Below are 16,372 nucleotides of genomic sequence, written 5' to 3' on the forward strand. Positions count from 1 at the left end.
AAAAAGGAATCTAATAATATTAAAAAAGCGAACCATTTGGTTCGCTTTTTTTATTTCTTAAAATTTTTATTTCGCTTATTATAATTTTTATCTCCTCTAGTTTTAGGTTTTTTATACTTGGCAGCAATTTTAAATTTATAGCTACCACCTAAATTTTCTTTACTATTCTTGGCTGATTTTTCATGAAAAGCAGGTCCAGGAGCATCTTCGTCCTTTGGACGTTTATGTGGATTGTTACGTTCTTTTATTACATCACGTTCTTCCTCAATTAACTCTTCAGAAATCACTACACTTTCCGGAATTTCCAATTTAGGAATTTCCATTTGCATTAAAGCTTCAATTTTTTCAAGACCTTCTTGCTCTTTTTCAGTACTAAAAACTATAGCTTGACCTTCACGTTCTGCACGACCAGTTCTACCAATTCTGTGCATATAATTTTCAGGAAAATTTGGTGTATCAAAATTAATAACATGTGATACATTGTCAATATCTAATCCACGTGCCATTACGTCTGTAGCAACTAAAATACGGTTAACACCTTCTCTAAATTGTTCAATACTACGTAATCTGTAATTTTGTGTTTTATTAGAGTGGATAACACAAAGTTCTTCATTAAAAAATTCGTCTAAAGCTTCAAATAGTCTGTCTGCCATACGTTTGTTTGACACAAAAACTAATGCTTTATTATAAGTTTCAGCATCTTGAAACAGATGTATTAATAAATTTAATTTGGTGTAATAATTTGGTACACTGTATTTGGTTTGCGCAATGTTTTCTAAAGGTGTCCCAGAAATTGCAATAGATACTTTTTGAGGAGCAGTAAAAAAATCTGTAATTAAATGATCAACATCCTCTGTCATTGTAGCAGAAAACATAATGTTTTGTCTACGTTCTGGAAGGATGTCAAAAATATTTATTAATTGATGTCTAAATCCTAAATCTAGCATAACATCTACTTCGTCAATCACTAAACGTTGTAACGACTTTAATTGTAATACTCTACTAACTGCTAAGTCATACAAACGTCCTGGTGTTGCTACAATAATATCTTGACCTTGTGCAACTGCTTGTTTTTGGGTGTTTATATTGGTTCCTCCATAGACACCAAGTACACGTACATTAATGTATTTAGCTAATTTTTCAATTTCATCAACCACTTGTACCACTAATTCTCTTGTAGGGACTAAAATTAAAACTCTTGGATTTTCTTGCTTAGAAAACTTAAGGTTTTTAAGTATTGGCAACATATAAGCAAACGTTTTACCAGTACCAGTTTGTGCTATACCTACCATATCTTTTCCGCTAGCAACTACATTAAAAGCTTCTGCTTGAATTGGAGTAGGCGTTGTAAAGCCTAAGTCGTCAATAGCGTTATATAAAGGTGTATTTAAATTTAATTCTCTAAAGGTCAAAATCTGTAATAATTTAGGTTACAAAACTACTACTATTATTTTGTTTACCCTAAATGACGCTCGTGTATTTGTATATAGTATGAAGCTGTAAAAGTCTGGTTTTCTGGTAAATTAATAATCCCTTCCTTTTTTTTAAGGTCTTGCGTAGTGTTTTCGTGATCTGCAATACCTAACCAAGGTTCTAAACATACATAAGGTGCATTTGGTTTTGCCCAAATCCCTAAATAGTTAAAATCTTTAAACGATACGTTTAAAATTTCGCCTTTAGTTTTACTTACTAAAGCAACTTTTCTGGATTTTAAATCTTTAAAAATTAATGCGTCATCGTTAAATAAATTTGGTTTTAAATTTATACTGTTTTTAGTGTTAAACGCTGGTTTTGTAGTGCCTGTAACCAATCCATTATCCGTATTTAGCAAGTAAGTTTGTGCGCTTTCTTCGGTTTCAAACACCAAATTATAATCTGTATATTTTTCATTTTTATGCAATGGACATTTAAAAGCTGGATGACCACCTACAGAAAAATAGATGGATTGATTGTCTAAATTTTTCACTGTATGGTTAACTTCTAATGTATTGCCAATTAACGTATAAGTTAAAATAAATTCAAATTTAAAAGGAAATATTTTTAATAACGCATCATTAAATTTCAAGCTAAATGTTAAGCTATTTTCAGTTTGAGAAATAAGTTTAATTTCTTCAGAATGTCTTACAAACCCATGTTTTGGTATGTGATATGTTTTTCCTTCAAAAAGGTATTTATCATCCTTTAGGCATCCAATAATAGGAAAAAGGTTTGGTGCATAACTTGCCCAAACTTTAGGATCTGCATGCCACATAAATTGATTTTTGTTTTTAACTGCATTTATTTGGCATAATTCGGCACCTTTTGGCTTAACAGCAATGTTTAAAAGACTATTTGAAAGTTTGTACATATTTAAAATTTAAAGTCACACCTAAAATAGTAGATTTTTTAACAAATCTATTTAACTTTACCATTCATTTTTAGCATTGAGAACAACAAAGCAACATAAACTAACCAATCCAGAGCAATTCAAGCAAAATATATTGGCTTGGAGCATGCAATTTGACGATGTTGTTTGGTTAGATTCTAACCAATATCAACAAACGTATTCTAATTTTGACGCAGTTTTAGCTGTAGGTGCTTTTACAGGATTGCAAACAGATTATCATAATGCTTTTGAACAATTAAAAGAATACCAGACTTTAACTAACGACTGGATTTTTGGTTATTTATCTTATGATTTAAAAAACGATGTCGAGCAGCTTAACTCTAATAACTATGATGGTTTAGAGTTTCCGGATGTATACTTTTTTCAGCCTAAAAAAATATTTTTATTTAAAGATGATACTGTTACTATGCATTATTTAAAGATGGTAGATGATGAGTTTGATTTTGATTTAAAAGAAATTGAAACAAATAATTTTGAAGCGTCTGAAGCAGAAAACAATCCAATAAAAATTCACTTACGCATACATAAAGATGAGTATTTTAATAAAATTGAAAAGATGCTAGAGCATATTCATCGAGGCGATATTTATGAAGCTAATTTTTGTCAAGAGTTTTATGCAGAAGACACTGTAATTAACCCATTAGAAACTTATAAAAAGCTAAACGCTATTTCAAAACCACCATTTGCTACCTTTTTAAAGCTAAACGACAAGTACTTAATGTCAGCTTCACCAGAACGTTATATTAAAAAAGAAGGCTCTAAAATTATCTCGCAACCTATTAAAGGTACAGCAAAGCGTGATGAAGATTTTATAATGGATTCTATTTTAAAACACGATTTAGTTGCAGATCAAAAGGAACGAAGCGAAAACGTGATGATTGTAGATTTGGTACGTAATGATTTGTCACAAACTGCTAAAAAAGGAAGTGTAAAAGTAGAAGAATTATGTAAAATATATACTTTTGATCAAGTCCATCAAATGATATCTACTGTTACTTCTGAAGTAGAAAATACAACACATCCAATAGATATTATAAAAACTACTTTCCCGATGGGAAGCATGACAGGAGCTCCAAAAATTTCGGCAATGAAAATTATTGAACAATTGGAAGAAACTAAACGAGGATTATATTCTGGAACTGTTGGATATATCACTCCAGATAACGATTTTGATTTTAATGTTGTCATTAGAAGTATTCTGTATAACGAAACCAATAAATACGTGTCATACTCGGTTGGAGGAGCAATTACTGCTAAAAGTATTCCTTTAAACGAATATGAAGAGTGTTTGGTTAAAGCAAAAGCAATGCGCACGGTTTTGGAAAATTAACCGTAAAAAGGTTACATTTGAAAATGCTACAAATTTTCCAGAATCATATTAATAATGACCTTCCTTTTCTTAAAGAAAGCAAATTACTTATTGCTATTTCTGGAGGATTAGATTCTGTAGTATTAGCTTATTTATGTCAATCTTTAGAATTAGATGTATCATTAGCACACTGCAATTTTAATTTAAGAGGAGATGAAAGCGATACTGACGAAGATTTTGTTCTTAATCTAGCACAAGATTTAGATTTAGAAATATTTGTACAGCATTTTAATACAGAAAACTATGCAAAAACAAATAAGCTATCTATACAAATGGCAGCAAGAGAATTGCGTTATAATTGGTTTCAGGGTTTAGTAAAGCAATTTGATTTTAATTATATTTTAACTGCACACCATGCAGATGATAATTTAGAAACGTTTTTAATTAATTTAACCAGAGGAACAGGTTTAGAAGGATTAAAAGGAATTCCGGAAATTAATAAAAACATTGTTAGACCATTATTAAAATTTACTAGAAACCAGATTAAAAATTACGCTAAAAACAACCAGATTAATTGGAGAGAAGACAGTAGTAATGCTTCAACAAAGTACATGCGTAATAAACTAAGACATGATGTTATTCCTGTTTTAAAAGACCTAAATCCAGAAGTTATTGCAAACTTTCAAAACACTTTATGTAACCTTAATGATACAGCAGATATAGTTGAAGAAAGTGTACAAGCTGTCTTAAAACGAACAATAGTAACTATTGACCAAACTCAAATAAGCTATAAGGTTTCAGGATTTAAAAAGCTTAATAATCCAAAAGCTTACTTGTACGAAATTTTTAAAGATTATGGCTTTACACAATGGGATGATATTATCAATCTTTTAGAAGCGCAAAGCGGAAAACAAGTATTTTCTTCTACTCATAATTTATTAAAAGATAGAGACTGCTTGATTTTAAGTGAAATAGTTTCAGATGAAACAAAATTTGAAACGTCTATAAATTTAGAAGACAATAATATTGAAACACCTCTTGGAGTTTTAGCTTTTGAAGTTGTAAATCAAATTAATAAAACAGATGGCTCAGCAATTTACGTAGATAAAAAAACGTTAAAGTATCCATTAAATGTAAGGCATTGGCAAAAAGGCGACTATTTTTACCCTTTAGGAATGAAAGGGAAAAAGAAACTAAGTAAGTTTTTTAAAGATGAGAAATTGTCTTTGTTAGCTAAAGAAAAGGTCTTATTATTGTGTAACGAAAACGAAATAGTTTGGGTGATTAACTATCGTGCAGACAATAGATTTAGAGTTACAAACCAAACCAAATCAATATTAAAAATTAAACTATCAAAATGAAGCAATTTACAGCTTTTTTATTAGGATTTTTCGCTTTTTTAACCGTAAATGCTCAGGTTTTTAAACCTGTAAAATGGTCTTCTGAAGTAGAAAAAATTTCTGACACAGAATATAACTTAATTTATAAGGCAGAAATTAAAGAACATTGGCATTTATACTCTCAAGATTTGCCTGAAGGAGGAGCAATACCAACCGAGTTTATTTATAATGAAGAGTCTGTTAATAAAGACTTTGAATTACTTGGTAAAGCTATTGAAAGCAAAAGCATTACCAAATATGATAAGGTGTTTCAAATGGACATGACTTATTTTGATAATGAGGCAACATTTACTCAAAAAATAAAAGTATTAAACCCAAATATAACGTCTATAGAAGGTGAAATTAGCTTTCAGGCTTGTGATGATGCTAAGTGTTTATTTGAAAGCGAAAATGTAACTTTTGCACTTGAAGAAAAGAAAACAGAGTCTAAAATTTTTGATCCAGTAAAATGGACATCTTCAATATTTAAGCTTAATGATACTGAGTATGAACTAGTCTATACAGCAGCTTTAGATGAGCATTGGCATATTTATTCTCAAGATAATAAAGATCCAATGGGTCCAATTCCTTCTGAAATTACATTTAAAAACGATGCTAAAGATTTTGAATTAATTGGAGGTTTAAAGGAGTCTAAAACAATTGAAAAGTTTGAAAAAGCTTTTCAGATGGATGTTAAGTATTTTGAAGATAAAGCAGTCTTTACACAGCGTATTAAAGTGTTAAATCCTGAGTTAAAATCTATTGAAGCTGAAGCTTATTTTCAAGCATGTGATGACGAAAAATGTTTAGCACCAGCTTTTTTTGATTTTAAAACTAATTTAAGAGATGCAGTAGCAAAGACAGATACTAAAGATGAAAATGGAGAAAATAAAGGACTGTGGAGTATCTTTTTTATTGCTTTCTTTTCTGGTTTTGCAGCATTATTAACACCGTGTGTATTTCCAATGATACCAATGACTGTAAGCTTTTTTACTAAGCAAAGTAAAAACAAAGCAGCAGGAATTAAAAATGCAATAATTTACGGATTATGCATCATTGTAATTTACGTGCTTTTAGGAACAGCTGTAACTGCAATATTTGGTGCAGATGCATTAAATGCTTTGGCCACAAATGTGTGGTTTAACCTTGTTTTCTTTGTGCTTTTAGTCGTTTTTGCTTTATCATTTCTTGGAGCTTTCGAAATTATGTTACCAAATTCTTGGGCTAATAAAGTAGACTCTCAAGCCAATAGAGGAGGACTAATAGGTATCTTTTTTATGGCATTAGCATTAGCGATTATTTCTTTTTCTTGTACAGGACCAATTGTTGGTACTTTATTAGTTGAAGCAGCTTCAAAAGGCGGATTAGCACCAATTATTGGAATGTTGGGTTTCTCATTAGCTATTGCTTTACCATTTGCTTTATTTGCTGCTTTTCCAGGTTGGTTAAACTCATTACCAAAATCTGGTGGATGGCTAAATACAGTAAAAGTGGTGTTAGGGTTTTTAGAATTAGCTTTAGCATTTAAGTTTTTATCTCAAGCAGATTTAGTTTTACAATTGCATTTATTAGAAAGAGAAGTATTTATAGCAATATGGATTGCCATATTTGGTACATTGGCTTTATATCTTTTTGGAAAAATACAATTACCTCACGATTCGCCTTTATCACATATTTCTGTTGGTAGACTAAGTCTTGGTATGATTGTATTATCATTTACTATTTATATGATTCCTGGACTTTGGGGAGCACCATTAAATTTAATTAGTGCGTTCCCACCACCATTGGATTATAGCGAGTCTCCTTATGGCGTAGGAAACTCTAAAGGAGGAGGAAGTGCAAGTACTAGTCATTCTGACTTACCAGAAGGTGCACATTTATTAGCACCACATGATATTTTAGCTTTTAATGATTACGATTTAGGTTTGGCTTATGCTAAAACAGTAAATAAACCAGTAATGATTGACTTTACAGGTTGGGCTTGTGTTAATTGCAGAAAAATGGAACAGAATGTTTGGCCAAAAAGCAATGTGTTAAATGCTTTAAAAAATGATGTTGTTTTAATCTCTTTATACGTAGATGATAAAAGACGTCTTGAAAAAGATGAAATAGTAGATTCTAAACTTAGAGAAGGAAAAAAACTAAAATATATTGGGCAAAAATGGAGCGAGTTTCAAACCATAAAGTATAAGTCAAACACGCAACCATATTATGTACTAATGGATCATAATGAGAATAACTTGATAGAGCCTGTTGCTTATACGCCTGATGCTACTGAGTATTATAACTGGCTTAAAACAGGTATTGATAATTTTTAAAATACATTTAAATCCTGCTAAAAGCAGGATTTTTTTTTGCAAAATATTAGTAAGATGAAAACAATCCAAGGTCAAATAGTAGATATCCAAAACCAACGTATTTTTAGTGGAGAAGTTATTATTAATTCTGGTAAAATAGAATCTATTACAAAAAAACAGCACGACTTAAACCATTATATATTACCAGGTTTTGTTGATGCACACATCCATATAGAAAGCTCGATGTTAGTACCATCAGAGTTTGCCAAGATAGCTGTCAAACATGGTACAGTTGCAACCGTTAGCGATCCACATGAAATTGCAAATGTTTTAGGAATAAAAGGTGTAGAATTCATGATTGAAAACGGAAAACAAACTCCTTTCAAATTCAATTTTGGAGCACCAAGTTGTGTACCAGCAACGTCTTTTGAGTCTGCTGGAGCAATTATAGATAGTGATGATATTAAAACCTTAATGGCTAATCCAGACATCAAGTATTTAGCCGAAATGATGAATTATCCTGGCGTTTTATTTGATGACGAAGAAGTACTTAAAAAAATAGCTTGGGCAAAACATTATAACAAACCAATAGATGGTCATGCACCAGGTTTAAGAGGTGACGACGTTACCAAATACATAAATGCAGGAATAAGTACAGATCATGAGTGTTTTACTTATGATGAAGCATTAGAAAAGCTTCAAAAAGGAATGAAAATATTAATTAGAGAAGGTAGTGCAGCAAAAAACTTTGAAGCCTTAATAGATTTACTTCCAGGACATTATCAAAACATGATGTTTTGTAGTGATGACAAACATCCTGACGATTTATTGCTAAACCACATTAATAAATTATGCGAGCGTGCAGTTGCAAAAAACATAGCTATTTTTAAAGTGTTGCAAGCAGCTTGTATTAATCCAGTAAAGCATTATAATTTGGATGTTGGATTGCTTCAAGAAGGTGATGCAGCAGATTTTATAATTGTAGAAAATTTAAAACAATTTAAAACGCTTCAAACCTATATTAATGGTGAGTTGGTGTTTGATAAAGGAGAATCCTTAATCAAACATATAGAATTTAAAAACCTCAATAATTTCAACACAGAAAAGAAAAAAATTGAAGATTTTAAAATAGAAAGCAATGCTAAAAACATTAGAGTAATTGAGGCTTTAGATGGAGAGTTGGTGACCAATCAATTAGTTGAAGAAGCAACCATCCAAAACGGAAATTTAATTTCAAACACAACAACTGATGTTTTAAAAATGACTGTAGTCAACCGTTATAAAAACGACAAACCAGCAATAGCATTCATAAAAAATTTCGGATTAAAAGAAGGTGCAATTGCAAGTTCTGTTGGTCATGACTCTCATAATATTATAGCAGTAGGTGTTAATGATGAAGCGATTTGTAAAGCAGTCAACTTAATTATAGAAAACAAAGGAGGTGTTTGTGCTGTATCAAATTCTGAAGAAAGAATAGTGCCACTTCCAGTAGCAGGAATCATGAGTGATCAAAATGCAGAAACTATTGGACATTCTTATGCTGCGTTGGATAAAATGGCTAAACAATTAGGCGCAACACTGCATGCACCTTACATGACACTATCTTTTATGGCATTATTGGTAATTCCTTCACTTAAATTAAGCGATAAAGGGTTGTTTGATGGCAGTACATTTCAGTTTACGGATTTGAAGGTTGACTAAAATTTAAAGCAGAAATACAATAAAAATGAAGCTCAAAAAAATAACATTAATTATTGTAATTGGAATAATATTTTCATTTTTGAGTTGTGTTTACATACAATTTATAGATAGGTTATTAGGTATTAACAACCCTTCTGAATTGATTGCGTCAAGATTATATAATCAAGACAGTAATGGGTTTATTTATCTTTTTATAGCTTTATTTCTTAACCTTGGAGCTATTATTAATTTATTCATTTTAAATAAAGATAAATATCGTTTTAAGAGAGTATCATCATTCTTAAAATCAACAATTGCACTTTATGTAAATATTTATGTGTTCATTTATTTATTAACTTATCTAACAGCTTACTTGTCTTTTTTTAATCCAATAATTTGTTTTGTTGCATATGCAATCTCAATGAAGTTTATTTATAAATTATCCATTACAAATACTTTTTTAATAGGTGGTTTACTTTTGTTCTTTGTAGGGATGATAATGAATTATTATGAAAATTTTAAATACCTTGATATAAGTTGGTTTCTTTGTATCATAATATTATTTCCTTTATTGTCAGAAACAAAAGAGCTAAAAAGTTAAGACTTTAATTAAACTAAATGTTATTTCGTTTTAATGGATAATTAATTACCTTTAGTAAGCTAAATATTTGATTTTTATGAAATTACGTTTATCCATTTATATACTTGTTTTTACTGTATTATACTCTTGTAATAGTATAAAAACAGCAACTTTTGACCAATATTCTTATCAGCAAGTCATTTCTTTAAAAATTGAAAGTGAAGATTTAATAGATCATGCAACAGCATCCTATTTAAATTACAGTGCAGAAGTTAACGACTTAATGTTAGACTTAAAAAAAATAGTTGAATACGAAAAAAACAAACCAAACAATCAGATTTCTTATGCTATGTTAAAGTTATTAGCAGATCAAAATAAAAATTTATTAGCTGGATTTTTTAAACGTTGGCAAACAAAAGACCGTTTATCTAAAGTATTTACAACAGAAGCAAAAGCACAAATTATGGAAATTTTTGACTTAATTATAAAATACGAAGGCGATAAAAATAAAGTCAACCAGAATAATATTCAACATTATTTAAGAGATAAATATGGATTTTGAAGAATTACTAAAATTATTAAAAGGAGAATTACTTAGTGTTTTAGGCGAAAGTTATTCAGAATATAAAACCGAAACTAAAGCAGATGTTGAAGCTTTTTTAGAAGCCTCTAAAGTTAAACTGAAACGTTGGACCAATCTACTTAGTATTAACGAGCTGGATGTAGACGATTATGAGTGGTTATTAAAAAGCCAAAAAGATCTTTTAGTATTAGATGCACTATATAAAGCAGGTGTTACAAAAAGACGATTAGGACATCTTAAAAACAAAATAATAAACACAATTCTAGATGTTGTAATTGGTGCAGTGTTATAAATTTCCTACATTTAAGTTCTAAACTAACCCTTTATGCTTAAAAAAGTTTTTGGAAGTGCTGTCTTTGGTGTTGAAGCCACAACAGTAACAGTTGAAGTTAATGTAGATAGCGGAATTGGCTACCATCTTGTTGGACTTCCGGATAATGCCATTAAAGAAAGTAATTTTAGGATTGCTGCAGCACTTCAAAATAATGGCTTTAAAATTCCTGGTAAAAAAATTATTATAAACATGTCACCAGCAGATCTCAGAAAAGAAGGTTCTGCTTATGACTTGACTTTGGCAATGGGAATTCTAACTGCATCAAAACAAATAGTTGCAGACAATTTAGAGGATTTTTTAATAATGGGAGAGTTATCCTTAGACGGAAACTTACAACCAATAAAAGGCGCTTTACCAATAGCTATTAAAGCAAGAGAAGAAGGCTATAAGGGTTTTATATTGCCAATTCAAAATGTAAAAGAAGCAGCAATTGTTGATGGTTTAGAAGTTTATGGAGTAGAAAACATTAAACAAGTCATTAATTATTTTGATAAAGGTGAAGCCTTAGAACGTACTATAATTAATACACGTGAAGAATTTGAAAAAAACTTAGACTTTCCAGAGTTTGATTTTAGTGACGTAAAAGGACAAGAATCTATTAAACGCTGTATGGAAATTGCAGCAGCTGGAGGACATAACATTATTTTAATTGGTCCACCAGGAGCAGGAAAAACGATGTTAGCAAAGCGTTTGCCAAGTATTTTGCCACCAATGACATTGCATGAGGCATTAGAAACCACAAAAATACATAGTGTTGTTGGACGTGTTAAAGATACAGGATTAATGTCTCAAAGACCCTTTAGAAGTCCTCATCATACTATTAGCGATGTTGCTTTAGTAGGAGGAGGAGCTTATCCACAACCTGGAGAAATATCTTTATCACATAATGGTGTTTTGTTTTTAGACGAATTACCAGAATTTAAACGTGGTGTATTAGAAGTAATGCGTCAACCTTTGGAAGACAGAGAAGTCACCATTTCTAGAGCAAAATTTACTGTAACATATCCATCTTCTTTTATGTTAGTAGCTAGTATGAACCCAAGTCCTAGTGGTTATTTTAACGATCCTAATGCTCCTGTAACCAGTAGTCCAGCAGAAATGCAACGCTATTTAAGTAAAGTCTCAGGGCCTTTATTGGACAGAATAGACATACATATAGAAGTCACTCCAGTACCTTTTGAAAAACTGTCTGACGAGCGTAAAGGAGAATCGTCAGTAGATATTAGAAAACGTGTAACAAAAGCTAGACAAATACAGACCAAACGTTTTAAAACATTTGATAATGTACATTACAACGCACAAATGTCAACCAAGCAAATTAGAGTGTATTGTAAGCTTGAAGAGGCCTCTAAACAACTTTTAAAAACAGCAATGGAACGTTTAAATCTTTCGGCAAGAGCTTATGATAGGATTTTAAAAGTAGCCAGAACTATTGCAGATTTAGAAGAAAGTAAAGACGTTAATGGCAACCACATTAGTGAAGCAATACAATATAGAAGTTTAGATAGAGACGGTTGGTTAGGATAACAAGTAGCTTTTTATGTAAGTATCTCATTATATTTTTTTAATAATTATGTTATAATAACAAAAGATAAAGTTTGTTAAAACTGAATTCTTTTTGTTACTTTACGTTAGCTATTAACCAATTATTTAACTCATGAAAAACTTAGGAAGCCTATTCTTGGGCTTAATCTTAGGCGCAATCGCTGCGTATTTTTATTTTAACAATTTTAATCAAACACCACCTATGTCAACACCTAGTTCACCACCTAGAGGAATTATTACATCAACAGAAGCAAAAAAATTAAGCGACAATTGGACAGATTTAAGAAAATCTGTTAACGATAGTGTTGCTTTTAACGAAGGAGATAATAGATCGTCTTGGTACTCTTTAGACGATTTAAGCAGTTTTATAGAATCCGTTAAAAAAGAGCATCCAAAAGCAGATGGGTTACGTTTTTATTTAGGCGTAGACACAACTGTAGGAGAAGGAGGTTACACTACTATTTTTATGGTGCCTACGCAACCAAAAACAGAAGGAGCTGAGCCTAAAAGTAAGCTAGCTGCAAGTTCTGATCATGAAGATATCTCTGGAGCTAATGGATTAGATAGAGGTTTTAGTGGTCATCCTCCAACAGCTTCTTATCCACAATAATTTTTATTAATGAGTTCCTTTTTAATTGATAATTATGTTCTAATTTATAGAGGAACAGAGGTTCTTGCAACTTTAACAGGTTTGTTTTTTTATAAAAAATTCAAATCTAAAGCTGCAAGAATTTTTATTTGGTTTTTAGTATATGTTCAGTTTATTGAAACGTTTGCTAGTTATCCTAGAGTTTTAAGTAGATCTGATAGTTTTATTTGGTTTAAACAACTAATAGCTAATACTGTTTTTGTAAAAAATTATTGGTTTTACGATGTGTTTTGGACAATAATTGGAACTTTAATTATTTCATATTATTTTTTATTGGTCGCTAAGAATAATTTTTTAAAAAAAGTAATCAAATATATTATCATTTGTTTTTTGATTATTTCCGTAAGTTTAATGATTATATATTATAAAGATTTGCGTTATAATTTTTTATTACCTCTAGAGATATTAAGTTTAATTGTAATTTTATTGGTCGTATTTAGCTATTTTGTTGAGTTACTTAATTCAGAAAAAATATTAAATTTTTATAAAGCATTAAGTTTTTATATAGCTATTGGAGTATTAGTATTTTGGTTAGTAATTACACCATTATCTTTTTATGAACAATATTATAATCAAATTGATAAAAGTTTTGTGGCATTAAAAAACTATGTATATTTATTATCAATAGTATTTATGTACTTAACTTTCACCATAGGATTTATAGTTTCTAAACCTGAATATGATTAATTTTTTAATACAGTTTCAAAAATTAGACAGCCCAATATCTTCAATTTCTGAGCGTTATTTACTCGTATATATGATTGGTGTTTTACTTATTGTTTGTACTTTAATAATCTTATTTTTTGTAGTATTTCAAAAACGAAAAAACAAATTAATAATAGATAAAGTAAAACAACAAAAAGCTTTTGAAGAAGAGCTAACCAATACACAGATAGAAATCCAAGAACAAACATTAAAGAATATTGGACAAGAGCTACATGATAATGTTGGACAGATTTTATCTGTTGCAAACATGAATATGAGTATCCTTAACACCCAAGTTCCGGAATCTATAAAAGAATCTTTTACAGAAACTAAAAATGCAGTAAAACAAGGCTTAAGTGAGTTACGTTTATTATCTAAAACATTAAATAGCGATGTTATTGCTAATAGAGGGTTTGTGGATTCTATAAAAAGCGAAGTAGAACGTTTAAATAAATTAAATCTGTTAAAGGCTACTGTAAAAATAGATGGTAATCCAGAGTATTTGCAACAACCTAAAGATAGTATTATTTTGTTTAGAATAGTGCAAGAGTTTATATCTAATACAGTAAAATATGCAAATGCCGAAACCTTTAAAATTCATTTAAATTTTCTAGACAATCAATTAAAATTATCACTTAAAGATGATGGTAAGGGGTTTGATCAAAAAACGGTACAACCTGGTTCTGGATTAATTAATATAAAAAGTCGTGCTGCTTTAATTAATGCAGATTTAGATTTTACTTCAAAAATAGGTGAAGGTGTACAGTTAACTTTAAAGTATCCATATAGGATTACAGAATAAACAAGGTTTACAGCCACTTAAAAACTTTTCGAATAAAATTAAGTTTCCCTTTATATGGTGCGTAACGCATAGGTAAATCTAGCCAGTTTCCTTTTTTAACAATACCTTTTTTATGGCTAAAGGTGTCAAAAGTATGTTGTCCATGATAGGCTCCAACACCACTGTTCCCAATACCTCCAAAAGGTAATCTGTGGTTTGCAAAGTGTATTATGGTATCGTTTATGCAACCACCTCCAAACGAAAATTTTTGTATTAATTGTTTCGCTTTCGCGGAATTTGTGCCAAATACATACAAGCTTAAAGGTTTGTCGTAAGAACCAATGATGCGTTCTAAATCCTTTTCATTTTGATAAGAAATAACAGGAAGTATTGGTCCAAATATTTCATCTTTCATGACTTCGCTATCCAATTGTGGCTCGTCAATAACAGTTGGTGCAATGTATAAGGATTCTGCATTTGTTTGCCCACCAATAATACAGTTTTCATCGATTAGCATTTTGGAGAGGCGTTCAAAATTTTTGTCATTTATAATGCGTGCAAAGTCTTTTGATTGTTGAGGAGTTGAGGAGTAAGCAATTTCAACCTCAGTTTTCATGGCTTTATAAAAATCTTCTTTTTTTGATTGATCAATCAAAATATAATCTGGAGCAATACACGTTTGTCCAGCATTTAAAAATTTACCCCAAACAAGTCGCTTTGCAGTTAGTTTTATATTAGCAGAAGCGTCAATTATACATGGATTTTTTCCGCCTAGTTCTAAAGTTGTTGGTGTTAAATGAACAGCAGCAGCTTTAGCAACAATTTTTCCAACGTTAACGCTTCCAGTAAAGAAAATATAATCCCATTGTTGTGTTAATAATTCTGTAGAGACTTCAACACCACCTTCAATAACAGTTGCAATTTCTGGAGGGAAAACAGTTGTGATTATTTGATTAATTATTGTAGAAGTGTTTGGTGTTAATTCACTTGGTTTTAAAACTACAGTATTTCCTGCTGCAATTGCACCAACTAAAGGTGCTAATGCTAATTGATAAGGGTAATTCCAAGGAGCAATAATTAGAACTGCTCCATAAGGCTCAGAATACAAATAATCTGAAGATGGAAAATTTAATAAACTAGGCATAATACGCTTAGGCTTTGCCCAACTATTAAGTTTTTTTATGGTATGCTTTAAATCTTGAATAACAATAGCTGTTTCGGTTAAAACCGATTCAAATTCAGGTTTTTTAAAGTCTTTGTAAAGTGCTTCTGTTATTTGGTTTTCATTTGCAACTAATTCTTTTAAAAGCTTTTTCAATAAGTTTTTTCGGTATAAAACATTTTTTGTTTTACCTGTTTTAAAATACTCTTTTTGTTGTCTAATTAGTTTAGTAATCATTCAATACTATTTTTAATAAAAGTAATCAATTTATAAACAAGCATTCCAAATTGGATCTTTTGGTAAAGGAGCTGTTATATTAAGTGATTCTTTAGATACAGGATGTATAAACTGGATGTTTCTGGCGTGTAAACTAATACTAGCGTCTTTATTACTTCTATCAAAGCCATATTTTAAATCGCCTTTTATTGGGCAACCAATACTTGATAATTGCACACGTATTTGGTGATGACGTCCAGTTTCTAAATTAACTTCTAGTAAGTAGTAATTATCTAGTTTTTTTAATGTTTTATAATGTAGAATTGCTTTTTTGCTCTCGGGAACTTCTTTTATATGTGCTTTAGATTTATTGTTTTTAGGATTTTTTTTTAACCAATGGATTAAACTACCTGCTTCTTTTTCTGGTTTATTTTTTACTAAAGCCCAATAAGTTTTAGAGATGTCTTTAGACACAAATAATTTGTTTAAACGTGGTAACGCTTTGCTAGTTTTAGAAAAAATAACCAATCCAGTTGTAGGTCTATCTAACCTGTGCACAGTACCTAAATATACATTTCCAGGTTTATTATATTTTTCAGCAATAAACTCTTTAACAACATCGCTTAAAGGTTTGTCTCCAGTTTTATCTCCTTGTACAATATCTCCAGCACGTTTATTAACAACGATGATGTGGTTATCTTCGTAGATGACTTGAAGGTTATCTTTATTTGAGAGTATTTTAGACACTAGATTTTGGGCTAAAAAC

15 protein-coding genes are annotated in these 16,372 nt (G+C 30.4%); 11 read left to right on the plus strand and 4 right to left on the minus strand.

Features of this window, described 5'->3' with window-relative positions:
* Positions 1-50: 50 nt before the first annotated feature.
* Complete coding sequence (locus tag SJY17_RS10880) at positions 51-1,412, minus strand: DEAD/DEAH box helicase (protein WP_397362584.1); 1,362 nt, start codon at positions 1,410-1,412, stop codon at positions 51-53.
* A 44-nt stretch (positions 1,413-1,456) separates the two neighbouring features.
* Positions 1,457-2,347 carry an aldose 1-epimerase family protein gene (locus SJY17_RS10885; RefSeq protein WP_397362585.1) on the minus strand — a complete coding sequence of 297 codons (891 nt, stop codon included), beginning with the start codon at positions 2,345-2,347 and terminating at the stop codon, positions 1,457-1,459.
* Between the two features lie 76 nt (positions 2,348-2,423).
* Here SJY17_RS10885 and SJY17_RS10890 point away from each other — a divergent pair, with 76 nt between their 5' ends.
* The 11 genes from SJY17_RS10890 to SJY17_RS10940 all read left to right on the plus strand — a co-directional run bounded on the left by SJY17_RS10890 (position 2,424) and on the right by SJY17_RS10940 (position 14,249).
* Entirely contained in the window at positions 2,424-3,716 is a 1,293-nt protein-coding gene (locus tag SJY17_RS10890; protein WP_397362586.1) for an anthranilate synthase component I family protein, read from the plus strand.
* Positions 3,717-3,739: 23 nt separating this feature from the next.
* Complete coding sequence (gene tilS, locus SJY17_RS10895) at positions 3,740-5,056, plus strand: tRNA lysidine(34) synthetase TilS (RefSeq protein WP_397362587.1); 1,317 nt, start codon at positions 3,740-3,742, stop codon at positions 5,054-5,056.
* Entirely contained in the window at positions 5,053-7,392 is a 2,340-nt protein-coding gene (locus SJY17_RS10900) for a protein-disulfide reductase DsbD family protein (protein WP_397362588.1), read from the plus strand. The genes tilS and SJY17_RS10900 overlap by 4 nt, the downstream gene beginning before the upstream one ends.
* 54 nt (positions 7,393-7,446) lie before the next feature.
* Positions 7,447-9,072, plus strand: a complete 1,626-nt coding sequence (ade, locus tag SJY17_RS10905) for an adenine deaminase (protein WP_397362589.1) — start codon at positions 7,447-7,449, stop codon at positions 9,070-9,072.
* 25 nt (positions 9,073-9,097) lie between these two features.
* Complete coding sequence (locus SJY17_RS10910; protein WP_397362590.1) at positions 9,098-9,652, plus strand: hypothetical protein; 555 nt, start codon at positions 9,098-9,100, stop codon at positions 9,650-9,652.
* Positions 9,653-9,728: 76 nt separating this feature from the next.
* Complete coding sequence (locus SJY17_RS10915; RefSeq protein ID WP_397362591.1) at positions 9,729-10,193, plus strand: hypothetical protein; 465 nt, start codon at positions 9,729-9,731, stop codon at positions 10,191-10,193.
* Positions 10,183-10,506 (plus strand): hypothetical protein, encoded by a 324-nt coding sequence (locus tag SJY17_RS10920; RefSeq protein WP_397362592.1) that lies wholly within the window; start codon positions 10,183-10,185, stop codon positions 10,504-10,506. The genes SJY17_RS10915 and SJY17_RS10920 overlap by 11 nt, the downstream gene beginning before the upstream one ends.
* Positions 10,507-10,539: 33 nt before the next feature.
* The gene (locus SJY17_RS10925) at positions 10,540-12,075 is read left to right on the plus strand and encodes a YifB family Mg chelatase-like AAA ATPase (protein WP_397362593.1); all 1,536 of its coding nucleotides are present in this window, start codon (positions 10,540-10,542) and stop codon (positions 12,073-12,075) included.
* A gap of 130 nt (positions 12,076-12,205) precedes the next feature.
* Positions 12,206-12,703, plus strand: coding sequence for a hypothetical protein (locus SJY17_RS10930; protein WP_397362594.1), 498 nt, complete (start codon positions 12,206-12,208; stop codon positions 12,701-12,703).
* A gap of 81 nt (positions 12,704-12,784) precedes the next feature.
* Positions 12,785-13,429 carry a hypothetical protein gene (locus SJY17_RS10935; protein ID WP_397362595.1) on the plus strand — a complete coding sequence of 215 codons (645 nt, stop codon included), beginning with the start codon at positions 12,785-12,787 and terminating at the stop codon, positions 13,427-13,429.
* Positions 13,422-14,249 carry a sensor histidine kinase gene (locus SJY17_RS10940; RefSeq protein ID WP_397362596.1) on the plus strand — a complete coding sequence of 276 codons (828 nt, stop codon included), beginning with the start codon at positions 13,422-13,424 and terminating at the stop codon, positions 14,247-14,249. The genes SJY17_RS10935 and SJY17_RS10940 overlap by 8 nt, the downstream gene beginning before the upstream one ends.
* Positions 14,250-14,256: 7 nt before the next feature.
* On the opposite strand, the gene SJY17_RS10945 is transcribed toward SJY17_RS10940, so the two are convergent.
* Positions 14,257-15,627: an aldehyde dehydrogenase gene (locus SJY17_RS10945; RefSeq protein WP_397362597.1), complete on the minus strand. Its 1,371-nt coding sequence runs from the start codon at positions 15,625-15,627 to the stop codon at positions 14,257-14,259.
* A 30-nt stretch (positions 15,628-15,657) separates the two neighbouring features.
* Complete coding sequence (locus tag SJY17_RS10950) at positions 15,658-16,353, minus strand: RluA family pseudouridine synthase (RefSeq protein ID WP_397362598.1); 696 nt, start codon at positions 16,351-16,353, stop codon at positions 15,658-15,660.
* Between the last annotated feature and the right edge of the window lie 19 nt (positions 16,354-16,372).

Origin of the sequence: Olleya sp. R77988 (assembly GCF_044594215.1) — a bacterium.
GTDB lineage: Bacteria > Bacteroidota > Bacteroidia > Flavobacteriales > Flavobacteriaceae > Olleya.

What these genes read in the sequence shown, in the direction of transcription:
- ade (WP_397362589.1), top strand. Translation starts at nt 7,447, where the DNA reads ATGAAAACAATCCAAGGTCAAATAGTAGATATCCAAAACCAACGTATT.
- SJY17_RS10930 (WP_397362594.1), top strand. Translation starts at nt 12,206, where the DNA reads ATGAAAAACTTAGGAAGCCTATTCTTGGGCTTAATCTTAGGCGCAATC.
- SJY17_RS10945 (WP_397362597.1), bottom strand. Translation starts at nt 15,627, where the DNA reads ATGATTACTAAACTAATTAGACAACAAAAAGAGTATTTTAAAACAGGT.
- SJY17_RS10925 (WP_397362593.1), top strand. Translation starts at nt 10,540, where the DNA reads ATGCTTAAAAAAGTTTTTGGAAGTGCTGTCTTTGGTGTTGAAGCCACA.
- SJY17_RS10910 (WP_397362590.1), top strand. Translation starts at nt 9,098, where the DNA reads ATGAAGCTCAAAAAAATAACATTAATTATTGTAATTGGAATAATATTT.
- SJY17_RS10915 (WP_397362591.1), top strand. Translation starts at nt 9,729, where the DNA reads ATGAAATTACGTTTATCCATTTATATACTTGTTTTTACTGTATTATAC.
- tilS (WP_397362587.1), top strand. Translation starts at nt 3,740, where the DNA reads ATGCTACAAATTTTCCAGAATCATATTAATAATGACCTTCCTTTTCTT.
- SJY17_RS10900 (WP_397362588.1), top strand. Translation starts at nt 5,053, where the DNA reads ATGAAGCAATTTACAGCTTTTTTATTAGGATTTTTCGCTTTTTTAACC.
- SJY17_RS10940 (WP_397362596.1), top strand. Translation starts at nt 13,422, where the DNA reads ATGATTAATTTTTTAATACAGTTTCAAAAATTAGACAGCCCAATATCT.
- SJY17_RS10920 (WP_397362592.1), top strand. Translation starts at nt 10,183, where the DNA reads ATGGATTTTGAAGAATTACTAAAATTATTAAAAGGAGAATTACTTAGT.
- SJY17_RS10885 (WP_397362585.1), bottom strand. Translation starts at nt 2,347, where the DNA reads ATGTACAAACTTTCAAATAGTCTTTTAAACATTGCTGTTAAGCCAAAA.